This is a genomic window from Lysobacter sp. TAF61, from assembly GCF_052113485.1.
Taxonomy (GTDB): domain Bacteria; phylum Pseudomonadota; class Gammaproteobacteria; order Xanthomonadales; family Xanthomonadaceae; genus Lysobacter_J.
This window is the reverse complement of the sequence record NZ_JBFRDH010000005.1, coordinates 1-23,578: the sequence shown is the minus strand read 5'-3', so window position 1 is coordinate 23,578 and position 23,578 is coordinate 1. Positions and strand designations below refer to the sequence as shown.

General features: G+C 67.5%; 24 protein-coding genes and 1 tRNA gene. 22 read left to right on the top strand and 3 right to left on the bottom strand.

Annotated features, from left to right (window positions below; all coding sequences use genetic code 11):
- Positions 1 to 10 precede the first annotated feature (10 nt).
- Positions 11 to 1,699, bottom strand: coding sequence for a YbaL family putative K(+) efflux transporter (ybaL, locus tag AB4Y64_RS12100; protein WP_441816714.1), 1,689 nt, complete (start codon positions 1,697 to 1,699; stop codon positions 11 to 13).
- Between the two features lie 238 nt (positions 1,700 to 1,937).
- Between ybaL and AB4Y64_RS12095 the strand changes: the two genes are divergently transcribed.
- The 3 genes from AB4Y64_RS12095 (at position 1,938) to AB4Y64_RS12085 (ending at position 5,488) form a co-directional block, all read left to right on the top strand.
- The gene (locus tag AB4Y64_RS12095; RefSeq protein ID WP_441816713.1) at positions 1,938 to 3,809 is read left to right on the top strand and encodes an ABC-F family ATP-binding cassette domain-containing protein; all 1,872 of its coding nucleotides are present in this window, start codon (positions 1,938 to 1,940) and stop codon (positions 3,807 to 3,809) included.
- Positions 3,810 to 3,883: 74 nt separating this feature from the next.
- Positions 3,884 to 5,116 carry a cation:proton antiporter gene (locus AB4Y64_RS12090; RefSeq protein WP_441816712.1) on the top strand — a complete coding sequence of 411 codons (1,233 nt, stop codon included), beginning with the start codon at positions 3,884 to 3,886 and terminating at the stop codon, positions 5,114 to 5,116.
- Between the two features lie 54 nt (positions 5,117 to 5,170).
- Positions 5,171 to 5,488, top strand: a complete 318-nt coding sequence (locus AB4Y64_RS12085) for an FmdB family zinc ribbon protein (protein ID WP_441816711.1) — start codon at positions 5,171 to 5,173, stop codon at positions 5,486 to 5,488.
- A 33-nt stretch (positions 5,489 to 5,521) separates the two neighbouring features.
- Here AB4Y64_RS12085 and AB4Y64_RS12080 read toward each other — a convergent pair whose 3' ends face one another.
- The gene (locus tag AB4Y64_RS12080; protein WP_441816710.1) at positions 5,522 to 5,929 is read right to left on the bottom strand and encodes a DUF3011 domain-containing protein; all 408 of its coding nucleotides are present in this window, start codon (positions 5,927 to 5,929) and stop codon (positions 5,522 to 5,524) included.
- A gap of 201 nt (positions 5,930 to 6,130) precedes the next feature.
- Positions 6,131 to 7,033, bottom strand: a complete 903-nt coding sequence (locus tag AB4Y64_RS12075; RefSeq protein WP_441816709.1) for a DUF3011 domain-containing protein — start codon at positions 7,031 to 7,033, stop codon at positions 6,131 to 6,133.
- A 134-nt stretch (positions 7,034 to 7,167) separates the two neighbouring features.
- Here AB4Y64_RS12075 and aspS point away from each other — a divergent pair, with 134 nt between their 5' ends.
- The 19 genes from aspS (at position 7,168) to AB4Y64_RS11980 (ending at position 22,868) form a co-directional block, all read left to right on the top strand.
- Positions 7,168 to 8,967, top strand: coding sequence for an aspartate--tRNA ligase (gene aspS, locus AB4Y64_RS12070; protein WP_441816708.1), 1,800 nt, complete (start codon positions 7,168 to 7,170; stop codon positions 8,965 to 8,967).
- A gap of 4 nt (positions 8,968 to 8,971) precedes the next feature.
- On the top strand, positions 8,972 to 9,274 hold the full coding sequence (locus tag AB4Y64_RS12065) for a DNA primase (RefSeq protein ID WP_441816707.1): 303 nt from the start codon (positions 8,972 to 8,974) through the stop codon (positions 9,272 to 9,274).
- A gap of 2 nt (positions 9,275 to 9,276) precedes the next feature.
- Positions 9,277 to 9,789 (top strand): GNAT family N-acetyltransferase, encoded by a 513-nt coding sequence (locus AB4Y64_RS12060; protein WP_441816706.1) that lies wholly within the window; start codon positions 9,277 to 9,279, stop codon positions 9,787 to 9,789.
- Positions 9,761 to 10,444, top strand: coding sequence for an esterase/lipase family protein (locus AB4Y64_RS12055; protein ID WP_441816705.1), 684 nt, complete (start codon positions 9,761 to 9,763; stop codon positions 10,442 to 10,444). Before AB4Y64_RS12060 ends, AB4Y64_RS12055 begins: the two co-directional genes overlap by 29 nt.
- Before the next feature lie 105 nt (positions 10,445 to 10,549).
- On the top strand, positions 10,550 to 11,278 hold the full coding sequence (locus tag AB4Y64_RS12050; protein WP_441816704.1) for a YebC/PmpR family DNA-binding transcriptional regulator: 729 nt from the start codon (positions 10,550 to 10,552) through the stop codon (positions 11,276 to 11,278).
- Between the two features lie 17 nt (positions 11,279 to 11,295).
- Complete coding sequence (ruvC, locus tag AB4Y64_RS12045) at positions 11,296 to 11,823, top strand: crossover junction endodeoxyribonuclease RuvC (RefSeq protein ID WP_441816703.1); 528 nt, start codon at positions 11,296 to 11,298, stop codon at positions 11,821 to 11,823.
- Positions 11,820 to 12,410: a Holliday junction branch migration protein RuvA gene (ruvA, locus tag AB4Y64_RS12040; RefSeq protein WP_441816702.1), complete on the top strand. Its 591-nt coding sequence runs from the start codon at positions 11,820 to 11,822 to the stop codon at positions 12,408 to 12,410. Before ruvC ends, ruvA begins: the two co-directional genes overlap by 4 nt.
- Positions 12,411 to 12,447: 37 nt before the next feature.
- Entirely contained in the window at positions 12,448 to 14,367 is a 1,920-nt protein-coding gene (locus tag AB4Y64_RS12035; RefSeq protein WP_441816701.1) for a potassium transporter Kup, read from the top strand.
- 86 nt (positions 14,368 to 14,453) lie between these two features.
- Positions 14,454 to 15,494: a Holliday junction branch migration DNA helicase RuvB gene (gene ruvB, locus AB4Y64_RS12030; protein WP_441816700.1), complete on the top strand. Its 1,041-nt coding sequence runs from the start codon at positions 14,454 to 14,456 to the stop codon at positions 15,492 to 15,494.
- Positions 15,484 to 15,906 carry a tol-pal system-associated acyl-CoA thioesterase gene (gene ybgC, locus AB4Y64_RS12025; protein WP_441816699.1) on the top strand — a complete coding sequence of 141 codons (423 nt, stop codon included), beginning with the start codon at positions 15,484 to 15,486 and terminating at the stop codon, positions 15,904 to 15,906. The genes ruvB and ybgC overlap by 11 nt, the downstream gene beginning before the upstream one ends.
- Before the next feature lie 108 nt (positions 15,907 to 16,014).
- Positions 16,015 to 16,806: a protein TolQ gene (gene tolQ / locus AB4Y64_RS12020; RefSeq protein ID WP_441816698.1), complete on the top strand. Its 792-nt coding sequence runs from the start codon at positions 16,015 to 16,017 to the stop codon at positions 16,804 to 16,806.
- A 93-nt stretch (positions 16,807 to 16,899) separates the two neighbouring features.
- Positions 16,900 to 17,361, top strand: coding sequence for a protein TolR (gene tolR, locus AB4Y64_RS12015; RefSeq protein ID WP_441816697.1), 462 nt, complete (start codon positions 16,900 to 16,902; stop codon positions 17,359 to 17,361).
- On the top strand, positions 17,361 to 18,326 hold the full coding sequence (tolA, locus tag AB4Y64_RS12010; RefSeq protein WP_441816696.1) for a cell envelope integrity protein TolA: 966 nt from the start codon (positions 17,361 to 17,363) through the stop codon (positions 18,324 to 18,326). Before tolR ends, tolA begins: the two co-directional genes overlap by 1 nt.
- A 119-nt stretch (positions 18,327 to 18,445) precedes the next feature.
- A complete protein-coding gene (gene tolB / locus AB4Y64_RS12005; protein WP_441816695.1) occupies positions 18,446 to 19,762 on the top strand; it encodes a Tol-Pal system beta propeller repeat protein TolB in 1,317 nt (438 codons plus the stop codon).
- Positions 19,763 to 19,864: 102 nt separating this feature from the next.
- Entirely contained in the window at positions 19,865 to 20,377 is a 513-nt protein-coding gene (gene pal, locus AB4Y64_RS12000) for a peptidoglycan-associated lipoprotein Pal (RefSeq protein WP_441816694.1), read from the top strand.
- 12 nt (positions 20,378 to 20,389) lie between these two features.
- Positions 20,390 to 21,205 (top strand): tol-pal system protein YbgF, encoded by an 816-nt coding sequence (ybgF, locus tag AB4Y64_RS11995; protein ID WP_441816693.1) that lies wholly within the window; start codon positions 20,390 to 20,392, stop codon positions 21,203 to 21,205.
- A 54-nt stretch (positions 21,206 to 21,259) separates the two neighbouring features.
- Complete coding sequence (gene queE / locus AB4Y64_RS11990) at positions 21,260 to 21,937, top strand: 7-carboxy-7-deazaguanine synthase QueE (protein ID WP_441816692.1); 678 nt, start codon at positions 21,260 to 21,262, stop codon at positions 21,935 to 21,937.
- Between the two features lie 46 nt (positions 21,938 to 21,983).
- The gene (queC, locus tag AB4Y64_RS11985; RefSeq protein ID WP_441816691.1) at positions 21,984 to 22,682 is read left to right on the top strand and encodes a 7-cyano-7-deazaguanine synthase QueC; all 699 of its coding nucleotides are present in this window, start codon (positions 21,984 to 21,986) and stop codon (positions 22,680 to 22,682) included.
- 110 nt (positions 22,683 to 22,792) lie between these two features.
- Positions 22,793 to 22,868 (top strand) — tRNA-Lys (locus AB4Y64_RS11980).
- The last annotated feature ends 710 nt before the right edge of the window (positions 22,869 to 23,578 follow it).

Below are 23,578 nucleotides of genomic sequence, written 5' to 3'. Positions count from 1 at the left end.
CAGGGCGGCCTCAGGCCGGTGCAGCGGGAGGCAAGTGGCGCTCGCCGCGGTATTGCGGCGTTGCCATCACCATCTCGGCCAGGCTGTGGGCCAGTTCGCGCTCGGCCATGACCGCCGCATCGGCACCGTGCTGGAGCAGATGCTTGACCTCGGCATCGCTGTGGGCGCGCGCGACGATCGTCAGGGCGGGATTGATCTCGCGCAGCTTGGCGATGATCTCGCCGGCCTCGAGCGCATTGGGGATCGCCATCATCACCATGGTCGCGCGCTCCGGCGCGGCCTCGCGCAGCACGCGCTCGTTGGCGGCATTGCCGCGGATCGCCGGCAGGCCGGCGGCGCGCGCCTTCGCGACCAGATCGTCTTCGTCGTCGATGACGACGATCTCCACGCCCCGATCGGTCAGCAGCCGGCCCAGTTCGCTGCCGACGCGGCCGTAGCCGATCTGGATGACGTGGTTGCTCAGGCCCGGGCGGATCGGCGGCGAAATGTGCTCTTCCGGTTCCGGCGCGCGGTTGGCGGCCTCGCGCGCCTCGCGCCGGTCGAGCCAGGCGAACAGCAGCGGATTGACGATGATCGACAGCAGCGCGCCAGCCAGCACCAGGTCCTGGCCGGCCTTGGGCAGGATGTCCAGCTGCAGGCCGAGGCCGGCGAGGATGAAGGAGAACTCGCCGATCTGCGCCAGGCTGGCCGAGATCAGCAGCGCGGTGGAATTGGCTTTGCCGAAGGCGCGGACGATGGCGTAGGCGGCCAGCGACTTGCCGAAGACGATGATCAGGAACGTCGCGATCACTTCCAGCGGTCGCTGGACCAGGATCATCGGATCGAACAGCATGCCGACCGAGACGAAGAACAGCACCGCGAATGCATCGCGCAGCGGCAGTGTCTCGGTCGCGGCCTGGTGGCTGAACTCCGATTCGTTGAGCAGCATCCCGGCGAAGAACGCGCCCAGGGCGAACGAGACGCCGAACAGTGCCGCCGAGCCGAACGCCACGCCCAGTGCGATCGCCAGGACGCAGAGGGTGAACAGTTCGCGCGAACCGGTGCCGGCGACGCGTTCGAGAATCCACGGGATCACCCGCCGCCCGACGATCAGCATCAACGCGACGAAGGCGCCAACCTTGGCGAACGTCTTGAACAGCGCCGTCCACACCTGCACCGCGTCGCCGGCCTCGCCCTTGAGCACGCCGGCCAATGCCGGCAGCAGCACCAGCGCCAGCACCATCGCCAGGTCCTCGACGATGAGCCAGCCGACCGCGATGCGCCCGCGCCCGGTTTCCACCAGTCGCCGTTCTTCCAGCGCACGCAGCAGCACCACGGTGCTGGCCACCGACAACGACAGGCCGAAGACGATGCCGGCGCCGTGCGACCAGCCCAGGAACAGCGCCAGCCCCCAGCCCAGTGCCGTCGCCAGGGCGATCTGGGCGATCGCGCCGGGCAGGGCGATCGCCTTGACCGCCATCAGGTCGCGCATCGAGAAGTGCAGGCCAACGCCGAACATCAGCAGGATCACGCCGATCTCGGCCAGCTGCGGCGCCAGCGTCTGGTCGCCGACGAATCCGGGTGTAAAGGGGCCGGCGACGACGCCAGCCAACAGATAGCCCACCAGTGGCGACAGCCGCAGGCGTTGCGCCAGCGAGCCAAAGATGAACGCCAGCACGAAGCCGGCCACGAGGATTGCGATCAGGGACGTATGGTGCATCGAGTATCCGTTTGCGGTCTGCCATTCAGGATGTGGGCCGGAGGCGGATGATGCAACCCGGGCCTGATGCGGGCGGGGCCGTTCGCCAGATTGCGCCAAAGCGTGTCAAACGCGGGTCAGCGAGCGCGCAAAGCCCGTTGGAGGTGGCCTTGCGTCACCGGGAGCATCACGCGAACCCGGGTTGGGGCCCCCGAACCGCTAGACTAGACAGGTTTTCTGACATCCCTCTGGTCCCCCCGTGATTTCCTTCCGTAATTTCGCCCTCCGCCGGGGCGAGCGCCTGCTGTTGTCCAACGTCGACCTCGCCCTGCATGCCGGTTGGCGCGTGGGCGTGATTGGCCGCAATGGCACCGGCAAGTCGTCGTTGTTCGCCGCCATCCAGGGCGAGGTCGAAGCCGATCGCGGCGATCTCGACATCCCCACCCGCGTGCGCATCGCCAGCGTCGCCCAGGAAACACCGGCCCTCGACGATCCCGCGCTCGACTTCGTGCTGTCCGGCGATGCCGCCGTGCACGCGGCGATCATCGCCGAACGCGAAGCGGTCGAACGCGAGGACTGGGAAGCCGTCGCCGAGGCGCATCACCGCCTGGAAGAACTCAACGGTTACGACGCCACCGCGCGCGCCGGCAAGCTGCTGCACGGCCTGGGCTTCTCGCCCGACACCCACGAGCGCGCCGTCAAGGAGTTCTCCGGCGGCTGGCGCGTGCGCCTGAACCTGGCGCGTGCGCTGATGACGCCGTCGGACCTGTTGCTGCTCGACGAACCGACCAACCACCTCGACCTCGACGCGGTGCTGTGGCTGGAGCAGTGGCTGCTCAAGTACCCCGGCACGCTGCTGCTGATCTCGCACGATCGCGAGTTCCTCGACGAGATCACCACCCACACGCTGCATCTGCACGACGGCAAGGGCAAGCTCTACACCGGCGACTACACCGCCTTCGAGCGCCAGCGCGCCGAGCACTTGCGCCTGCAGCAGATCACCCACGAGAAGGTGCAGGCCGAGCGCGCGCACCTGCAGAGCTTCATCGACCGCTTCAGCGCCAGCGCGGCCAAGGCCAAGCAGGCGCAGTCGCGGGTCAAGCGCCTGGCCAAGATGGCCGACACCGAGGCGGTGCGCGTGGAGCGCGCGCTGCGGATCGAGTTCCCCGCGCCGGCGAAACTGCCGCATGCGCTGCTGCGCGTGACCCATGCCGACTGCGGCTACGGCGACCCGGCTTCCAATCCGCATGTCGTGCTGCACCAGATCGGTTTCATCCTCGAGGCCGGCGATCGCGTAGCGCTGCTCGGCCCCAACGGCGCCGGCAAGTCGACCCTGGTGAAGACGCTGGTCGGCGAGTTGCCGCTGATCAACGGTGAACGCGGCGGCCATCCCGACCTGCGCATCGGCTACTTCGCCCAGCACACGGTGGAGTCGCTGCGCGAAGGCACCACCGCGATCGACCATCTGGCCGACATCGCGCCGGGCGTCGCCACGCAACAGCTGCGCGACTTCCTGGGCAAGTGGAACTTCCCGGGTGATCGCGCGTTCGAGAAGGTCGACGTGTTCTCCGGCGGCGAACGCGCGCGCCTGGCGCTGGCGCTGATCGCCTGGCGCAAACCCAACGTGCTGCTGCTCGACGAACCGACCAACCACCTTGACCTCGACATGCGCGAGGCGCTGGCCGAAGCGCTGAGCATCTTCGAGGGCGCGATCGTGCTGGTCAGCCATGACCGCCATCTCATCGGCCTGGTCTGCGACACGTTCTGGCGCGTCGCCGACGGCGTGGCCCAGCCGTTCGACGGCGACCTCGACGCCTACGCCTCGTGGCTGCGCACCCGCGACAGCAGCGGAGACGGCAAGGTGCCGGCCAAGGTCGCGGCAGCGGCGCCCGTGCCCGTGGCCAAGCCGGCGGCTAAGGCGGTCAAGGTCAATGCGCACAAGCTCGCGCAGGCCGAAGCGCGCGTTGCCGAACTGGAATCGAAACTGCACACGCTCGACATGGACCTGGCCGACCCGGACCAGTACGCCGGTGGCGGCACCGATGCAGTCGAGTTGGCCAAGCGACGCGAGCAGATCGCCGCGCAGCTGGCGGAGGCGGAAGAGGCGTTGCTGGGCTTGTACGAGGGCTGAGGGAAGGGATGTCAGCTTGCGGATCCCGGCCGCGCCCGAGATGATCCGCGCGTGGCCGGTCACAAGGAGAGCGGATGAGTCACGAGCTGGTCTACCTGCTGCTGATCTGCGCCCTGCTGATTGTGCCGCGCGCGCTGCAGCGCTATCGCGTGCCGGCGCCGCTGACCTGCTTTGCGTTCGGCATCGGCTTGATGCTGGCGTGGCCGGAGGCGAGCGGGCATAACGACGCAATCCACCTGCTGGCAGCGCTCGGCATTTCCACGCTGTTCCTGTATGCCGGCCTGGAAGTCGACCTGACCCAGCTGCGCCGCGGCGTGGGGCAGTTGCTGACCTACCTCGCGCTGCGCTGCCTCACGCTGGCGCTGGTGGCCTGGCTCGCCTGGCGTTTCCTGGGCCTGCAATGGCAGCCGGCGATGCTGCTGGCGCTGGCGCTGCTGACCTCGTCCACCGGTTTCATCGTCGACTCGCTGGACCGCTTCGAGATGCGCGAAGAGGACCGCTTCTGGGTCACCAACAAGGCCATCGCCGGCGAATTGCTGGCGCTGGCGCTGATGTTCTTCGTGCTCAAGGCGTCCAACCCGATCGAGCTGGGGGCGTCCTCGATGACTTTGCTGGCGCTGGTCGCGCTGACCCCGGTGATCTATGTCGCGCTGGGCCGCTGGATCGTCCCGCACGCGCCCGGTTCGGAGTTCTCGCTGCTGGTGATGGTCGGCTTCGTCGCCGCCTATGTCACCGACAAGATCGGCGTGGAATACCTGCTGGGCGCCTTCATCGCCGGCCTGCTCGCGCGGCTGCTGCGGCCGCGTGTGCCGGCGTTGGCGTCGGACGACATCATGCACGCGGTCAAGTTGTTCTCGTCGTTCTTCGTGCCGTTCTATTTCTTCGCCAACGGCGCGCGCGTGCCGACCGGGGCGTTGACGTGGGAGGCTTTGCTGGTGGGCCTGGGGCTCACCGCCATGGTGTTGCCGGGGCGGTTCGGCGTGATCTGGATCCAGCGGCGATGGTTGTTCCGCGACAGCGCCGGCAGCAGCCTGCGGGTGTCGATGGCGCTGATGCCGACGCTGATCTTCACCCTGGTGCTGGCAACGATCCTGCACGACCGGTTTGCGATTCCCGATGCGCTGTTCGGCGGGCTGCTGCTGTATGCCTTCCTCAACACGCTTCTGCCGTCGCTGGTCCTGCGTACCCCGTTCGACGTCGCGCCGCTGCCCACGCCGGTCGCGACGGTTGCGCCGGCGGGCCCGGCCGGGCCGCCAGCGCCTGGCGGCGAGGCCGTCCAGGCCGCCTCGCGACCATCGGATGCTTGAAAAGCCGGCCATTGCCTCCAGAATGCCGGCCTGCCTTTCGCGATTCGCCCCTCCATGCCGATCTATGCCTTCGAGTGCGCCGCCTGCGGCCACGCCTTTGACCGCCTGCAGAAGCTGTCTGAGGCCGACCCCACGCAGTGCCCGGTCTGTGGGGAGCCCCACGTGCGCCGCCAGTTGACCGCGCCGCAGTTCCGCCTGGCCGGCGGCGGCTGGTACGAGACCGACTTCAAGAAGGACGGCGACAAGAAGCGCAACCTCGCCGGCGAAGGCTCGTCGTCCTCCGGTGGCGGCGACAGCAAGCCGTCGGAGAACAAGTCGGAGAGCAAGCCGGCAGAGAAGAAAGCCGACCCGGCACCGCCGTCCAAGACCTGACGGCGCGCATCCGGGAGCGGGCGTGCAGCGGGGTCAGACCCCGATGCGCATGAATACCGCTCCGCAGCCCTGGTCCACCCAGATCGCGCCATCGCGCCAGCCCCAGTTGCGGTCTTCGACGCAGCGGGTGCCGGTGATCTCACGCGACAGCCGCACCGGGCCGCGGAACGGCGTACGGCATTCGCGATAACCGCGGTTGGGGCTGTGGCACAGCACGGCGTTCGGTGACGCCGGGAAGTCCAGGCTGGCCGGGTCGGGTGGCTGCGTGGTGGTCGAATCGGGAGCAAGCAGGGTCAGGCCAACCTGCATTTGCCCACTGCTGCTGCTGGCCATCATCGGCGCGACGAACGCGCCGCCTGCGCCGCGTGCCGGCGAAAGAATGGGCGTCGCCAGCAGGGTCAGGCTCAACAGCCAAACCGCTTGCTTGGGCACTGTCGCCATGACGCTCTTGCTCCTGGATGGGCCGGGTCTGACTTGGACGGGACCATTGGCCGGCTGCGCCGAATGCGGGTCCTGCCACGACATCGGCCGTCGCACGGGAAACTTGAGGACGAATTTCGCCTGGCTGTTTCGGCGGCGGGGGCTGGCACGGAACGGCCGCGCCAGCGCCCCTTCTATATGCCCGCGGGCGTGGAGGCAGCGTCAGTAACCAAAGCGCCCGCTGCAGCCCTGGCTGACCCAGATCGCGCTGCCGGTGAAGCCCCAGGTCCGACCCTGTACGCACGGTTGGCTGGACAGTTGCTGGATCAGGCGCGGCGCGCCGGTTCCGCTCGGCCACTGGCAGCCCTTGGGGCGGGCATCGACGCTGGTGCACACCACCGACGGCGTGCCTGGCGCCGGCGCGACCGGCTGCACGGTGCCCAGGGCGACAAACTCCGCCCGGCAGTTGCGACCGACGTAGACCTGGCCGTTCTGCGATTGCCAGGTCTGGCCTTCGATGCACGGCTGGCTGCCCGAGGACTGCCGCAACAAACGCGACCGGCCCTGCCAGGGCACGCGGCAGATGCTGGCCTGGTTGTTGAAACTCTCGCAGGTCACGCTCTGGCCAACCGGACCGCCGGGCAATGTCGTCGGCCCTGCCGGGGCGAATTCGGCCCGGCAGTTGTTGCCCACGTAGACCTGGCCGCGCTGGGACTGCCAGCTGCGGCCTTCGACGCAGGGCACGCTGGACAGCTGCCGCAGCAGTCGCGAGTCGCCATTCCACGGCACCCTGCAGACCTGCGCCCGGCCGTTGAAGCTCTCGCAGCGGACCGTGGTCGAGGGAGACGTCGGCGAACCGCCCAGGGACACGGCGATATCGGCCTTGATCTGGCTGAAGCGCCAGTTCGAGCGGTTGACCTGGTCGAGGTAGAACTGCAACTGGTCGTCCGGGATCCGGCGCCCGTAGGACTGATCCTCGTATTCGCGGCTGATGACCCGCATCTGGTCCTCGTAGGGCAGGCTGCGCAGGTCTTCCGGCGCATAGGCGCGCTGCTGCGAGGCGGCCGGAAGGGCGAGCAGCGCCAGGCACAACGCCAGAAACCAGGGTTTGATCGGGCGGTTCATGGGACCCCCGGGGTCGAAATGGCCGCCTCGGCCACGTTGGCTGAGATCCGCGGGCAAGTAACCCGCCGGTGCCGTTAAAATGACGTGTTCTCCGGCCTGCCCTTGGCCGGACGTTGTTTTACCCCGGAGCCCCCATGCGTACCCATTATTGCGGCCTCATCGATGAGGCCCTGATCGGACAGACCGTCACTTTGTGCGGCTGGGCCGACGTTGCCCGTAACCTCGGCGGCCTGTGCTTCATCGACCTGCGCGACCACGAAGGCATCGTCCAGATCGTGGCCGAGCCGACCCAGGACAAGGCGCTGGGCGCAGGTGAGGTCAACGCTGCCGTGATCGCCGCCGCGGCACAGGTGGGCTACGAGGACTGCCTGCGCATCACCGGCGTCGTGCGCAAGCGCGAAGCGGTCAACGCCAAGATCCGCACCGGCCAGGTCGAAGTGGTCGCAACCAGGATCGAACTGCTCAACAAGGCCGAGCCGCTGCCGTTCCACGCCCACGAGAACCCGGGCGAGGACATCCGCCTGCAGTACCGCTACCTCGACCTGCGCACGCCGGAAATGCAGCGCAAGATGCGCACCCGCATCAAGCTGGTGCAGGCGCTGCGCCGCTACCTCGACGAGCGCGGGTTCCAGGACATCGAAACGCCAATCCTGACCAAGGCCACGCCGGAAGGCGCGCGCGACTTCCTGGTGCCGGCGCGCATGCACCACGGCGAGTTCTACGCGTTGCCGCAGTCGCCGCAGCTGTTCAAGCAGATCCTGATGATGGCCGGCTTCGATCGCTATTATCAGATCGCGCGCTGCTTCCGCGACGAAGCGCTGCGCGCCGACCGCCAGCTCGAATTCACCCAGCTCGACATGGAGTTCGCGTGGGTGTCCGAGCGCGACGTGCAGGACCTGACCGAGGAGATGATCCGTTCGGTGTTCCATGAAGTGATGGGCGTTGAACTGGCCGCGCAATTCCCGCGCATGACCTACGCCGAAGCCATGCGCCGCTACGGTTCGGACAAGCCGGACCTGCGCATCGCGATGGAGTTCACCGACATCGCCGAGCTGGTGAAGAACTGCGAATTCAAGGTCTTCACCGACTGGGCCAATCACGAGGACGGCCGCGTGGTCGCGCTGCGCGTTCCGGGCGCCGCGACGCTCAGCCGCAAGCAGATCGACGATTACGGCGCGCACGCCGCCAAGTACGGCGCCAAGGGCCTGGCGTGGATGAAGGTCGAGGACGCCGGCAAGGGTCGCGACGGCGTCAATTCACCGATCGCCAAGTTCCTCGATGACGCCACGCTGGCCGCAATCGTGTCGGCCACCGGCGCGCAGAGCGGCGACGCGATCTTCTTCGGCGCGGCAACGTACAAGTCCGCCAGCGACTTCATGGGCGCGCTGCGCCTGAAGCTGGGCAAGGACCTGGGCATGGTCGCCGACAGCTGGGCGCCGCTGTGGGTCACCGACTTCCCGATGTTCGAGTGGGACGAGGAAGAGAACCGCTACGTCGCCCTGCATCACCCCTTCACCGCGCCGGCGGTCGATTCGATTTCCGACCTGCGCGCCAACGCCAGGACGGCAGTGAGCCGCGGTTACGACATGGTGCTCAACGGCAACGAGATCGGCGGCGGTTCGATCCGCATCCACAACTCGGCGATGCAGTCGGCGGTGTTCGAGCTGCTCGGCATCGGCGCGGAAGAGGCCGAGGGCAAGTTCGGCTTCCTGCTCGACGCCCTCAAGTACGGCGCGCCGCCGCACGGTGGCATCGCCTTCGGCATCGACCGCATCGCCGCGCTCATGGCCGGCACCGAGTCGATCCGCGACGTCATCGCGTTCCCGAAGACCACCACCGCGCAGTGCCTGATGACCGGCGCGCCGTCGGTGGTGCCGGATGCGCAGCTGGCGGAAGTGCACATTCAAGTTCGCCCGAAGAAGGAAGGGAAGTAAGCGCATGACGGAAGTTGCTCTGGACCTGGAGTGGGAAGCATTGGGTGAGACCGGTTCGGCCGCGGGTGCCGGCCTGGTGACCGAGCGCGCGCAGGTGTTCGGTGGTTGGCTGGTGCGCACGCGTACTGCCGGCGGACAGCTGACGATGACCTTCGTCGCCGATGGCCAGTTCCGCTGGGACGGCGAGGACTTCGGCGACGAGGACTACGAGGAAGAAGAAGACGCCGAGGAAGGCGAGGACGCCGACGAAGGCGACGAAGAAGACGAGGACGCCGACGAGGAAGAAGAGGCGGACGAGGAAGTCTGATCGTGGCGACGATTCGACGAGCCACCGTGGCCGACGCGGAAACCGTGTCGGCCCTGGCCGCGCAGACCTTCACCGAGACCTTCGGGCATCAGTACCCGGAGGCCGACCTGGCATTCTTCCTGCGCGACAGCTATGCCGTCGACAAGCAGAAGGTGATCCTCGGCCACCCGGACTACGCGGTGTGGCTGCTGGAAGTGGAGGGCAAGGCCGTCGGCCATGCCGCGGCCGGCCCCTGTGGCCTGCCGCATGCCGATGTCGCCGACGGCGATGGCGAGCTCAAGCGGCTGTATGTGCTGCGCGGGCATCAGAACGGCGGCTGGGGTGCGCGGTTGTTCGAGACGGCGCAGGAATGGCTGCTGCGCGATGGCCCCAGGACGCTGTGGATTGGCGTCTGGAGCGAGAATCTTGGCGCCCAGCGGTTCTATGCGCGGTACGGGTTCGAGCGGGTCGGCGATTACGACTTCGTGGTCGGCGGTACCCGCGACCATGAGTTCATCCTGCGCCGGTCGGCGTAGCGGCAGTTGCATTGCCCCCGACCGCCACCATCAATCCCCCATGCCCACCACCCGCGTAGTCCTCCTCCACGGGCTCTGGATGCCCCGCCTGTCGATGCACTGGCTGGCCCAGCGGCTGCGCGAGGCGGGATTCGCCCCGGAGTTCTTCGGCTACGCCACGGTCGCCGGTGGCCCGGACGCGGCGATCCCGCGCCTGGCCGAACACCTGGACAAAGCCCCGGCGCATGTCGTGGCCCACAGCCTCGGTGGCCTGGTCACGCTGACCGCCCTCCAGCGCCACCCTGCGGTCCCGGTCGAACGCGTCGTCTGCCTGGGTTCGCCCCTGTGCGGCAGCGCCGCGGCCAGTGGCCTGGCCGGCTACGCCTGGACCGCGCCCACGCTGGGACGCAGCGCCCACCTGCTGCGAAAAGGCTGCGCCCCCTGGTCGGGCAGCGCCGAAGTGGGGGTGGTCGCCGGCCGCACCTCGCTGGGGCTGGGCAAGTACTTCGGCCATTTCGCCGAGGAAAACGACGGCACCGTGGCGGTCGCCGAGACCCGGCTGCCGGGCCTGGCCGACCACACGGTGGTCAGCACCAGCCACACCGGACTGGTCTACTCCCGGCAGGTCGCCGGGCTGGTCGCCGGGTTCCTGCGCAGCGGCCGCTTCGGGTCCTGAGCCGGCGTTTCGGGGCCTGAGGCCGGTCGATTCGCGACGGGCGGCACGTTCTGCCCAATCGAGTAAAATCCCGCCTTCGCCAAAGCAACAGCCTGGAACAAGTTCATGGGTAGAGGCCCCTCGATCGAGGCCCGCAAGAACGCGGTAGACGCGCAGCGCGGCAAGATCTTCACCAAGATAATCCGGGAAATCGGCGTCGCGGCACGCGCCGGCGGCGGCGACCCGTCGGGCAATCCGCGCCTGCGCGTGGCCGTGGACAAGGGCCTGTCGGTCAACATGACCAAGGACGTGATCGAGCGCGCCATCAAGAAGGCCACCGGCGAACTCGAAGGCGTGGTCTACGAAGAAATCCGCTACGAGGGCTATGCCCCGGGCGGCGTCGCCGTGATCGTCGACTGCCTGACCGACAACAAGGTCCGTACCGTTGCCGACGTGCGCCATGCGTTCGGCAAGTTCGGCGGCAACCTCGGCACCGATGGCTCGGTGGCATTCATGTTCAAGAAGGTCGGCGTGCTGTCCTTCGCCGCCGGCGCCAGCGAAGACAAGGTGACCGAGCTGGCGATCGACGCCGGCGCCGATGACGTCGTCGTCTACGACGACGGCGCGATCGACGTGGTCACCGCGCCCGACGCTTTCGCCACGGTCAAGACTGCCGTGGAAGCCGCCGGCCTGAAGGCCGACATCGCCGAAGTGACGATGCGCGCCGACAACGACATCGCCGTCAGTGGCGAGACCGCGCAGCAGGTGGTCAAGCTGCTGCGCTGGCTGGAAGACATGGACGACGTCCAGAGCGTCTACTCCAATGCCGACCTCGGCGAGGATGCCTACGCCTGACGGCGTAAGCTCGACACGTGATCAGAATCCTCGGGATAGACCCCGGTTCCCAGCGCACCGGTGTCGGCGTCATTGACGTCGCCACCGATGGCCGCTGCACGTTCGTGCATGCGCGCGCGCTGGTCCTGCTCGAAGCCGAGGATTTTCCGTCGCGGCTGGGGCTGCTGTGCGACGGGCTGGAGGCGCTGCTGGACGAATGGCAGCCGCAGCAGGTCGCGATCGAGACCGTGTTCATGGCCAAGTCGGCGACCTCGGCGCTCAAGCTCGGCCATGCCCGTGGCGCGGCGCTGGCGACGGTGGTGCGCCGGCGCATTCCGATCAGCGAGTACGCACCGCGCGTGATCAAGCAGTCGCTGGTCGGTCGCGGCGCGGCCGAGAAGGATCAGGTCCAGCACATGGTCCGGCTGCTGTTGAACCTGCCGGAGCAGAAGATGCAGGCCGACGCCGCCGATGCCCTGGCCGTGGCGCTCACCCACGCGCACATGAGCGCGACCGCGGCCCGCACCGGCGTGGCCACCCACCTGTTGCGGAGACGCGGCGCATGATCGGTCGTCTGAAAGGCATCCTCGTCCACAAGCAGCCGCCGTGGCTGGTGGTGGACGTGCACGGCGTCGGCTACGAGCTCGAGGCGCCGATGAGCACCTTCTACGACCTGCCCGACGTCGGTCGTGAGGTCGCGCTGTTCACCCATTACGCGCAGAAGGAAGACAGCGTCTCGCTGTACGGTTTCCTGCACGAGGGCGAGCGTCGCCTGTTCCGCGACGTGCAGAAGGTCTCGGGGATTGGCGCCAAGATCGCCCTGGCAGTGCTCTCGGGAGTGTCGGTCGACGAGTTCGCGCGCCTGGTCCAGGTCGGCGACATCACCGCGCTGACCCGCATCCCGGGCATCGGCAAGAAGACCGCCGAGCGCATGGTGGTCGAACTGCGCGACCGCGCCGCCGACCTTGCAGGCGTCGGCGCGACCCTGTCCGGCAACGGCGCCGCCGCCGACCCCCAGAGCGAAGCGGTCATTGCCCTGCAGCAGCTGGGCTACAAGCCGACCGAGGCCGTGCGCATGGCGCGCGAAGCCACGGCCGCCGGCGATGACGCCGCCACCATCATCCGCAAAGCGCTAAAGTCCGCGCTTCGTTGACGCCACGGCGGCCCTGCCGCCCCGAGCAACCAACTCCATGTCCTCTTCAGTCAACCCTTCCACCTCCGCCAATGGCGCGCAGCACAGCCATGGCAAACAGGGGCTGGGCGGCCTTGTCATCGGTGCCATCGGCGTCGTCTTCGGCGACATCGGTACCAGCCCGCTGTACACCCTGAAAGAGGCGTTCTCGCCGCACTTCGGCCTGATCGGCAACCACGACACCGTGCTGGGCATCCTGTCGCTGGTGTTCTGGGCGTTGATGATCACGGTGACGCTCAAGTACGTCACCATCATCATGCGCGCCGACAACGAAGGCGAGGGCGGCATCATGGCGTTGATGACGCTGGCGCAGCGCACGCTGCCCAAGGGCTCGCGCTCAGCCTACGTCATCGGCATCCTCGGCATCTTCGGTGCGTCGCTGTTCTTCGGCGACAGCGTGATCACCCCGGCCATCACCGTGCTCGGCGCGGTCGAGGGCCTGGAGGTCGCCGCGCCGGGCCTGCACCGGTTCATCGTGCCGATCGCGGTGGTCATCCTGGTGATGGTGTTCTTCGCCCAGCGTTTCGGCACCGAAAAGGTCGGGCGGATCTTCGGGCCGATCACCACGGTCTGGTTCCTGGCGCTGGCGGCGATCGGCGTCCACAACATCGTCGATGCGCCGGAAGTGCTCAAGGCGCTCAACCCGATGTGGGGCGCGCGATTCTTCATCGAGCACGGTTCGCACTCGGTACTGATCCTGGGCGTGGTGGTGCTGGCGGTGACCGGTGGCGAAGCGTTGTACGCCGACATGGGCCATTTCGGCCCGCGGCCGATCCGCTACGCCTGGTACACGCTGGTGCTGCCGTGCCTGATGCTGAACTACCTGGGGCAGGGCGCGTTCGTGCTCGGCCACCCGGACGCGGTCAAGAATCCGTTCTTCGAGGCAGTGCCGGCGTGGGCGCTGTACCCGATGATCGTGCTGGCGACGATGGCCGCGGTGATCGCCTCGCAGGCGGTGATCACCGGCGCCTTCTCGGTCGCGCGCCAGGCGATGCAGCTGGGCTACATCCCACGCATGCAGGTCAAGCACACCTCGCAGTCGACCATTGGCCAGATCTACGTGCCTTACATCAACTGGCTGCTGATGATCGCGGTGCTGGCGGTGGTGCTGATGTTCCGCAGCTCGACCGCACTGGCCACGGCCTACGGCATCTCGGTGTCGGCGACGATGCTGATCGACACGCTGCTGCTGGCGCTGGTCGCTCGCGCGCTGTGGCCGCGCTGGCGCACCTGGGTGCTGCCCCTGTGCCTGCTGTTCTTCGTGGTCGATGTCGGCTTCGTCATCGCCAACGGCGCCAAGTTCTTCGACGGCGCCTGGTTCCCGCTGCTGCTGGGCCTGGTCGTGTTCACCCTGCTGCGCACCTGGCGCCGTGGCCGTGAGCTGCTGCACGACGAAGTGCGCAAGGAAGGCATCTCGCTCGACAGCTTCCTGCCCGGCCTGATGCTGGCGCCGCCGGTGCGCGTGCCGGGCACGGCGATCTTCATGACCGCCGACAAGGGCGTGGTGCCGCACGCGCTGCTGCACAACCTCAAGCACAACAAGGTGCTGCACGACCGCAACGTGTTCCTGACGGTGGAGACGCTCAACGTCCCGTACGCGCCGCGCGACAAGCGCCTGAAGATCCAGGCCATCGGCGACGACTTCTACCGCGTGCTGATCCGCTTCGGCTTCATGGAAGTGCCTGACGTGCCGCTGGCGCTGATGCGCTCGTGCGATGCCGGCGGTACCTATTTCGACCCGATGGACACCACCTATTTCGCCAGTCGCGAGACCGTGGTGGCCACGCGCCATCGCGGCATGCCGATCTGGCGCGACAAACTGTTCGCCTTCATGCACCGCAACGCGGCGCCGGCGACGGGCTTCTTCCGCATCCCCGGCAACCGCCTGGTGGAGCTGGGGGCGCAGGTCGAGATCTGACCGCCGCTATCCCGGCGAACGCCGGGATCCCGGTTTTGAGGCCCTGCGCCACGCCTCCGGGGCCGCGCGCGTGCGAACATACGGGCATGAATGACTCCCGCATCATCGCCGCCGGCGCCACCCGCGAGGACGAGGCCATCGAGGCGTCCATCCGGCCCAAGCGGCTGGACGAATACCTCGGCCAGGTGCCGGTGCGCGAGCAGATGAAGATCTATATCGAGGCCGCCAAGGCACGCGGCGAGGCCCTCGATCACGTCCTCATCTTCGGACCGCCCGGCCTGGGCAAGACCACCTTGAGCCACGTCATCGCCAACGAGCTCGGCGTCGGCCTGCGCCAGACCTCCGGCCCGGTGATCGAGAAGGCCGGCGACCTGGCCGCGCTGCTGACCAACCTGCAGCCGCACGACGTGCTGTTCGTCGACGAGATCCACCGCCTCTCGCCGGCAATCGAGGAAGTTCTCTATCCGGCGATGGAGGACTACCAGATCGACATCATGATCGGCGAGGGCCCCGCCGCCCGTTCGATCAAGCTCGACCTGCCGCCGTTCACCCTGATCGGCGCGACCACCCGCGCCGGCCTGCTGACCGCGCCGCTGCGCGACCGCTTCGGCATCGTCCAGCGCCTGGAGTTCTACAGCGCCGAAGAGCTGACCCGGATCGTGCGCCGCTCGGCCAAGATCCTCGGCATCGCCTGCGAGCCGGAAGGTGCGGCCGAAATCGCCCGCCGCTCGCGCGGTACCCCGCGCATCGCCAACCGCCTGCTGCGGCGCGTGCGCGACTTCGCCCAGGTGCGCGCCGGCGGCGACATCACCCGCGAGGTCGCCGATGCGGCGATGGCGATGCTCAAGGTCGACCCGGAGGGCTTCGACGAGCTCGACCGGCGCATGCTCAAGATCATCATTGAGTCCTTCGACGGCGGCCCGGTCGGCGTGGAATCGCTGGCCGCGGCGCTGAGCGAGGAGCGCGGCACGCTCGAGGACGTGATCGAGCCCTACCTGATCCAGCAGGGTTACCTCATCCGCACCGCACGCGGCCGCATGGCCACGGCGAAGGCCTACCGCCACATCGGCCTGAAGCCGAAAGCCGGCTCCGGCGGGCTTTTCGAGGAGGTCGAGCGTGACGGTTGATGCGGCGTTCAGTTGGCCGACACGGGTCTACTGGGAAGATACCGACGCCGGTGGGGTGGTCTACCACGCGCAATACCTGGCGTTTCTCGAGCGCGCGCGGACCGAATGGATGCGTGCGCAGGGATACGGCCAGGAGTTGCTGCGCCTGGAGCACGGGCTGGTGTTCGCGGTTCGCGCCATGCAGCTGGACTTCCTCAAGCCGGCACGGCTCGACGATGCCCTGGCGGTGTCGGTCGCGTTGCAGGAGTGCCGCCGCGCCAGCGCGATCTTCACCCAGGCGATCGGCCGCGGTGGCGACCTGCTGCTGACCGCGCAGGTACGGGTGGCTGCGCTGGATGCCGATGGCTTCCGTCCGCGCCCGATCCCGCAGCCGCTGTACGACCAGCTCAAGGCGCTTGAGCGTCCGCTGTAACCCGATTTGCCGCTGTAACCCCGATTTGCCCTTCACCCGTTTTTTTGTTCGACCAGGCATTCCCCCAAGTTGCACACAGTCCCGCGTGACGGGCACGGAGAACCGAGCATGACCCCACTGTTGACAGCACTGCAGGCCACCGCGGTGGAGCCCCTGCCGGAAGAGGCCGCCAACGCCGCGACGACCGCCGCGCAGGCGCTGACCACCGGCGCGGCCGACACCAACAGCCTGAACCTGCTGCAACTGGTGTTGCACGCCAGTATTCCGGTGCAGCTGGTGATGCTGTTGCTGCTGTTCGGTTCGATCGCCTCGTGGGTCATCATCTTCCGCAAGAAGCGCGTGCTCGACCGCGCCGCGCGCGAAGCCGACCAGTTCGAGGAACGCTTCTGGTCCGGCGCCGAGCTCTCCAAGCTCTATGCCGGCACCACCGAGCGCAACCGCGAGATCGGCGGCCTGGAAGCGATCTTCGAAGCCGGCTTCCGCGAGTTCGGCCGCCTGCGCCAGCGCCGCGGCGCCGACAGCCGCATGCAGCTCGAAGGCGCCCAGCGCGCGATGCGCGCGACCGGTTCGCGCGAGATCGACGGGCTGGAGCACAACCTGGAGTTCCTCGCCAACGTCGGTTCGATCAGCCCGTACGTGGGTCTGTTCGGCACGGTGTGGGGCATCATGATTTCGTTCCAGGGCCTGGCCAACATGAAGGAAGCGACCATCGCCACGGTCGCCCCGGGCATCTCGGAAGCGCTGATCGCCACGGCGATGGGCCTGTTCGCGGCGATCCCGGCGGTGTGGGCCTACAACCGCTACGCGACCAAGGTCGAACGCATGTCGGTGCGCTACGACGCGTTCTCCGAAGAGTTCTCCTCGATCCTGCAACGTCAGGCCAACCTCGACGAGCCGTGATCGGGCTTCCTCGCAATGTCCCGCACGCCCTTGGCGAGCGGACCTTCAAGGGCCAGTCCCTGGCCTTGAACCACTAGTTACGAGAGGAAGGCCATGGCCGGTATCACCGCGCGCCGCCATCGCAAGCGCAAGCTGAAGGCAGAGATCAACGTCGTTCCCTATATCGACGTGATGCTGGTGCTGTTGATCATCTTCATGGTCACCGCGCCGCTGTTGAACCTGGGCGTCGACATCGACCTGCCGCAGTCCAACGCCAAGTCGATCCAGGAAAAGAAGGACCCGGTCGTCGTCAGCGTCGACCCCAACGGTCACTACTTCCTGGCCCTGAAGGCCGGCAGCAACGAGGCGGTCACCGCCGAGGCGCTGCAGGCCAAGGTCTCGGCGATCGTCGCGCAGAACCCGGATGTTGCGGTGTTCGTGGCCGGCGATGCCAAGGCCAACTACCAGAAGGTGATGGACGCGCTGGTGCTGTTGCAGAGCGCGAACGTGAAAAAGGTTGGGCTGATGAGCCAGCCCGATCAGGCCCAGGGTCAGGCCACCAAGGCGGGTCGCTGATGCGGGAGTCGCGCGCCGACACCGCGCGGGCGATCTGGCAGGCGCTGGGTCTGCACGCGTTGCTGTTTGCCCTGATGTTCGTCGGGCTGCTGTGGACACGCACCACGGCACAGGTTTCGGCGGTGGGATCGCCCGTGACCGCCGAGTTGATCGACGCCAATGCGTTGTCGCCGGCGATGCAGCGCACGTTGCAAAAGCGCCCCAAGCCGGCCGAACTGCCGCCGCCGGAACCGGAGGAGGCCGCGCCATTGCCGCAGCCGTCGCCGGAACCGCGTCCGGAAGACTCGGTGGTCACGCCGCAGCCGCAGGCCCAGGATTTCATCCCGGTCCCGGACAACACCAACCAGGACGCGGTGGTCGACCAGCCAACGCCGATCGCGGCCGAGGAAGACAAGGTCCAGGAAGCCAAGCGCAAGCAGGACCAGGTCGACCTGACCGAGCAGAAGCGCCAGGAACAGGTCGAAAAGCAGCGCCGCCTGGCCGAGCAGCAGGACCAGGAGCGCGAGCAGAAACTGGCCGAGATCCGCCGCAAGCGTGAAGCCGCGACCCGCGAACGGACGGCCGCCGAGCGCGCCGCCAACCTGGCCAACCAGCGTGCGCAGCAGGTTGCCGACGCGCGCTCGACGGCGGCCACCGGCAGCAGCGAAGCCAGCCCGCCGCCGGGCAACAACGGCACCGATACCGGCCTGCAGGCGCGCTATGCCGCTGCCTTGCAGGAGGCGATCCTGAGCAAGTGGACACGTCCGGAAACCGTGCCGGTCGGTTCGCGCTGCACCCTGCTGATCCGGCAATTGCCCGGCGGCCAGGTGATGAGCGCGGAAGTGTCATCGCCGTGCGCCTACGATGAGCAGGGCCGTCGCTCGATCGAGGCCGCCGTGCTGAAGGCGCAGCCGCTGCCGTATGCCGGGTTCGAGAAGGTGTTCGCGCGCAACCTGACGCTGAACTTCACGGCGCAGGACCGCTGAGGGATGCCCTCACCCCGACCCTTCTCCCGCAAGCGGGAGAGGGGCTCGAGCTTGAGCCCACGTTCACCCGATGCCTGTTAACAATTGCAAAGCTGAATGACCGCATCACTGGAGCACCGATGAACCGACCCCTCGCCTGGCTTGCCTCGCTGCTCGCCCTGTTGCTGCCTGTCGCCGCTTCCGCCCAGCAGGGTCTGGAGATCGACATCGTCGGCGGTAACGCCGCTGCACTCCCGATCGCGGTGGTGCCGATGCCCTACCAGGGCAGCGCGACCGCGCCGGAGACCGACCTTGCCCAGGTGGTCAGCGCCGACCTGGCCCGCTCCGGCCAGTTCCGGCCGCTGCCGGACAAGGACATCATCGAGAAGCCGACCAAGGGCGGGGAGATCAACTACCCGACCTGGCGCGCCCTGAACCAGGATTTCATCGTCGTCGGCCGCGTCCTCGACGCCGGCGCCGGCAGCTACCGCCTGGAGTACGAGCTGTTCGACGTGGCCAAGCAGCAGCGCCTGCTCGGCTTCGCCCTGACCGCTCGCGCCAACGCCATGCGCGACGTCGCCCACCAGGTCGCCGACGCGGTCTACGAGAAGATCACCGGCATCCGCGGCGCCTTCTTCACCCGTATCGCCTATGTCACTGCCATCGGTACCGGCAAGGGCGCGCAGTACGCGCTGATGGTCGCCGACTCCGACGGCTTCAACCCGCAGACCGTGGTGCGCTCGCCCGAGCCGCTGCTGTCGCCGTCGTGGAGCCCTGACGGTGGCCGCCTGGCCTATGTCAGCTTCGAGGGCGGCAACTCCTCGATCTACATCCAGAACATCACCTCCGGCAGCCGCGAGCTGATCGCCAAGTTCCGCGGCATCAACGGCGCCCCGTCGTTCTCGCCGGACGGGCGTCGCCTGGCCCTGACCCTGTCGCGCAGCGGCAACCCCGAGATCTACGTGATGGACCTGGGCAGCAAGGCGCTGACCCAGCTGACCAACCACTTCAGCATCGACACCGAGCCGAGCTGGAGCGCTGACGGCGGCACCATCTACTTCACCTCCGACCGCGGAGGCCGCCCGCAGATCTACTCGGTTCCGTCCAGCGGCGGCAGCGCCACCCGCGTCACGTTCCAGGGCAGCTACAACGCCAGCGCCAGCATTTCCGCCGACGGCAAGAAGATCGCCACCGCCCAGGGCGCCGGAAATACCTATCGGATCGCCATGATGGACAGCAGCCTGGGAGCTGCGCGCTGGAGCACACTTTCGCCCGGTTCCCTGGACGAGTCGCCCAGCTTTGCCCCGAATGGCGCGATGATCCTTTATGCTGCGCGCGAGGGCCGCCGGGGCGTGCTCTACGCCGTTTCGTCCGATGCCCGGGTGCGCCAGCGCCTGGTGCTTGCGGATGGGGACGTGCGTGAGCCGGCTTGGGGGCCGTTCCGTTTGCCTCGCTGAGCCCTCCCCACCCATCCGGTTGGACCAGCGAGATAGCAATACGTTTCTTGTTTCACTTCCGCTTGCCCCGTATCTGTCCCTGCTTGAATGACGAGGAAAACCATGAACAACACCGCTCGCATCCTGCTCACCGCCGTGCTCTGCACCGCGGCTGTGGCCTGCTCCAAGAAGGTCAAGGAAACCCCGCCGCCGGCCGAAACGCCGACCACCGCTCCGGCTGCTGAAGCTCCGGTCACCTCGGGCGTGTACGGCCCGAACGATCTGGACACCGACGCTTGCCTGCGCCAGCGCGTGGTCTACTTCGACTTCGACCAGGACAGCCTGCGTCCGGAGTTCCAGGCCATCGTCGGTTGCCACGCCAAGTACCTGCGTGACCGTCCGTCGGCCCGCATGACCCTGGAAGGCAACGCCGACGAGCGCGGCAGCCGCGAGTACAACCTGGGCCTCGGCGAGCGCCGCGGCAACGCCGTGTCCTCGTCCGTCCAGGCCAATGGCGGCTCGGGCAGCCAGATCACGGTCACCAGCTACGGCGAAGAGCGTCCGGTCTGCACCGACTCGAACGAAGATTGCTGGGCCAAGAACCGTCGCGTCGAGATCGTGTACACCGCCAAGTAATAGCTGGCGATGATGCGCAAGACGTTACTTGCCATGGCGTTCGCGGCGACCCTCGTGGTCGCCGCGCCCGCTGTCGCGCAGCGGGCCAGCCTGGCTGACCGCGTGGCCGTGCTCGAGCAGCAGGCCGCCAACAACCAGGGCAATGTCGACCTCCTCAACCAGGTCAGCCAGCTGCGCAGCGAAGTGCAGGCCCTGCGTTCGCAGATCGAAGAACTGCAGCAGCAGAACAGCCAGCTGCTGGAAAGCGGCAAGGCCCAGTACCTGGACCTCGACGGCCGGATCAACCGGCTCGAAAGCGGCGCGGTAGCGCCCGCGGCCACCGGCACCCCGGCACCTGCCGCGGCACCGGCCAAGCCGGCCAGGACCCCGGCGCCTTCCGCATCGACCAGGGACCGCCCCCCGGCGGTCTACGGCGACAAGGGCTCGCTGGCCCAGGGTGCCGATGAGCGCTCGGCCTACGATGCCGCCTTCAATGCCCTCAAGGCCGGCGACTACGTCCAGTCCTCGCGCCTGTTCCAGGCCTTCATCGAGACCTACCCGCAGGGCGCCTACGCCCCCAATGCGCTGTATTGGCTCGGCGAAAGCTATTACGTCACCCAGAATTACGAGATGGCCCTGGTCCAGTTCCAGTCGCTGCTCGAGCGCTTCCCGACCCACGACAAGGCCCCGGGCGCGATGCTCAAGGTCGGCCTGTCGCAGATCGGCCTCAAGCAGGTCGAAACGGCCGAGCGCACGCTGGCCGAAGTCTCCTCCAAGTACCCCGGTACCGACGCCGCCCGCGCCGCCAGCGACCGCCTCAACGCGATCCAGCTCGGCCGCCTGCGCTGAGCCACGGCCTGAAAGGCCGGCATCTGCCGCGCAAGATCCTTTAAAATCACTGCGATGAACGCCGTCCCCGCCGAAGCGGCCGCAGCCTCGCCGGAGCGGCTGCGGATCACCGAGATATTCTTGTCCCTGCAGGGCGAAGCCCGCAGCATCGGCTGGCCGACCGTATTCGTGCGCCTGACCGGCTGCCCGCTGCGCTGCCAGTACTGCGACACCGCCTATGCCTTCCACGGTGGCGAGTGGCATCAGATCGACGACATCCTGGAAGAGGTTGCCGGCCACGGCGCCCGCCATGTCTGCGTGACCGGTGGCGAGCCGCTTTCGCAGAAGCGCTGCATCGGCCTGCTTCAGCGCCTGTGCGATGCCGGCTACGAAGTGTCGCTGGAGACTTCCGGTGCGATCGAAATCAGCCGGGTCGACGCGCGCGTCTCGCGCATCCTCGACATCAAGACGCCGGGGTCGATGGAAGTCCACCGCAACCTGTGGTCGAACCTGCCGCTGCTGACCCCGCACGACCAGGTCAAGTTCGTGATCTGCTCGCGCGAGGACTACGACTGGGCCAAGGGCGTGGTCGCCGAGCATGGCCTGGCCGCGGTCTGCGACGTTCTGTTCTCGCCGAGCTTCAGCCAGATCAAGCCCAGCGACCTGGCCGACTGGATCGTCGCCGACAAGTTGCCGGTGCGATTCCAGTTGCAGTTGCACAAGATCCTGTGGAACGACGAGCCCGGTCGCTGATCGCGCGCCGTCGTTGCGCAGATTGTTCCCCCAGTGGATTGACGTGATGAAGAACGCTGTGGTCCTGGTATCGGGCGGGATGGACTCCGCCGTGGTCATCGCCATTGCCCGCGAGCAGGGCTACGCCGTGCACGCGCTGAGCGTGCGCTACGGTCAGCGCCATACTTCCGAGCTCGACGCCGCTGACCGCGTGTCGAAGTCGCTGGGCGCGGTCGCGCACAAGACCGTGAACGTCGACCTGCGCAGCATCGGCGGATCGGCGCTCACCGACGAAAGCATCTCGGTGCCCACCGACGACGACGGCCATGCCATCGGCCAGGCCGCGGCCAAGGACGCCATCCCGGTGACGTATGTGCCGGCGCGCAACACGATCATGTTGTCGGTCGCGCTGGGCTGGGCCGAAGTGCTGGGTGCGGCCGACATTTTCTGCGGCGTCAACGCCGTGGACTACTCGGGCTACCCCGATTGCCGCCCCGAGTTCATCAGCGCATTCCAGGACCTGGCCAACCTCGCCACCAAGGCAGGCGTCGAGGGCGCCGGCATCCGCGTGCACGCGCCGCTGCAGTTCATGAGCAAGGCCGACATCGTTCGCGAGGGCGTGCGCCTGGGCGTGGATTTCGCCGACACCGTGTCGTGCTACAAGGCCGACGACCTGGGCCGCGCCTGCGGCCATTGCGACGCCTGCCGCCTGCGCGCCGAAGGTTTCGCTGCGGCCGGCGTGGCCGACCCCACGCGTTACGTCTGAACAAGCGCCGCCGCGGACTGCATCGCGGTGGCGGCGTGCGCTAGAATGCTCGCCCGGCGCAAGGCCGGGTGCGCAGCCCGCAACCACCACGGGCGCAGGAAGTTCCAAGTGGGCCGTTAGCTCAGTCGGTAGAGCATCGGACTTTTAATCCGCTGGTCGACGGTTCGAATCCGTCACGGCCCACCATTTGCATCAATACCTTAGGGCTCCAGTGTGCCGCGCTTGCCTCCGTAATTCGTCGAGGGAGGCTTCGGCGCTTATCTGCTGCAACAATGACCGCTATCGACCCGAATCGGCGTCAGACAGGGAATCAACTCTGGTCTGTCGTAAATCGTTCTGGTGATCTGATTGACGTGATTGGATCACTGCGCTCATGAGGAGGCACCGTACGACGCGTAGGTCGGCAAGGCTTATCGGCGTGTTCCTCCTGTCGTTGCTCGCAGGCTCAGCCGTAGCCGATGGCTGGGTGCTCCGTGATGGGAGATTTCCTGGGAAGAGCACGGCCATCGACCTGACCCCTGATCAGGCGGCGCGCCTGGACTACATCCGAAAGTGCCATCGAGACAACACGCGCACGCCCTACGTCTTTCATCTGACAGCTGATCAGTCGCGTTTACTCAAAAAGCAAACCGGCGTTTGGGCCGAGCGCTTTGCGGTACTCGACAGCACTCACGGGGCTTCAGGTGTTGGCCACTTCTTCGCAGGTTGCGAGCGGTAAGTGTCCCGATCCGGCACAGGCATGACAGGCCGCTTCTTTAATCGGGCGGTAGTGTCAAGGTCGGACTCCTTCCGTTGGTCGGGTACGTCTCCGCGTGGGTCACGCTTCTTTCCGCAGTCGGCTCTGATGGCGCTCGGCTCGCTGCATGCATTGGTCGGACGGAATGGAGAGCCTGGCT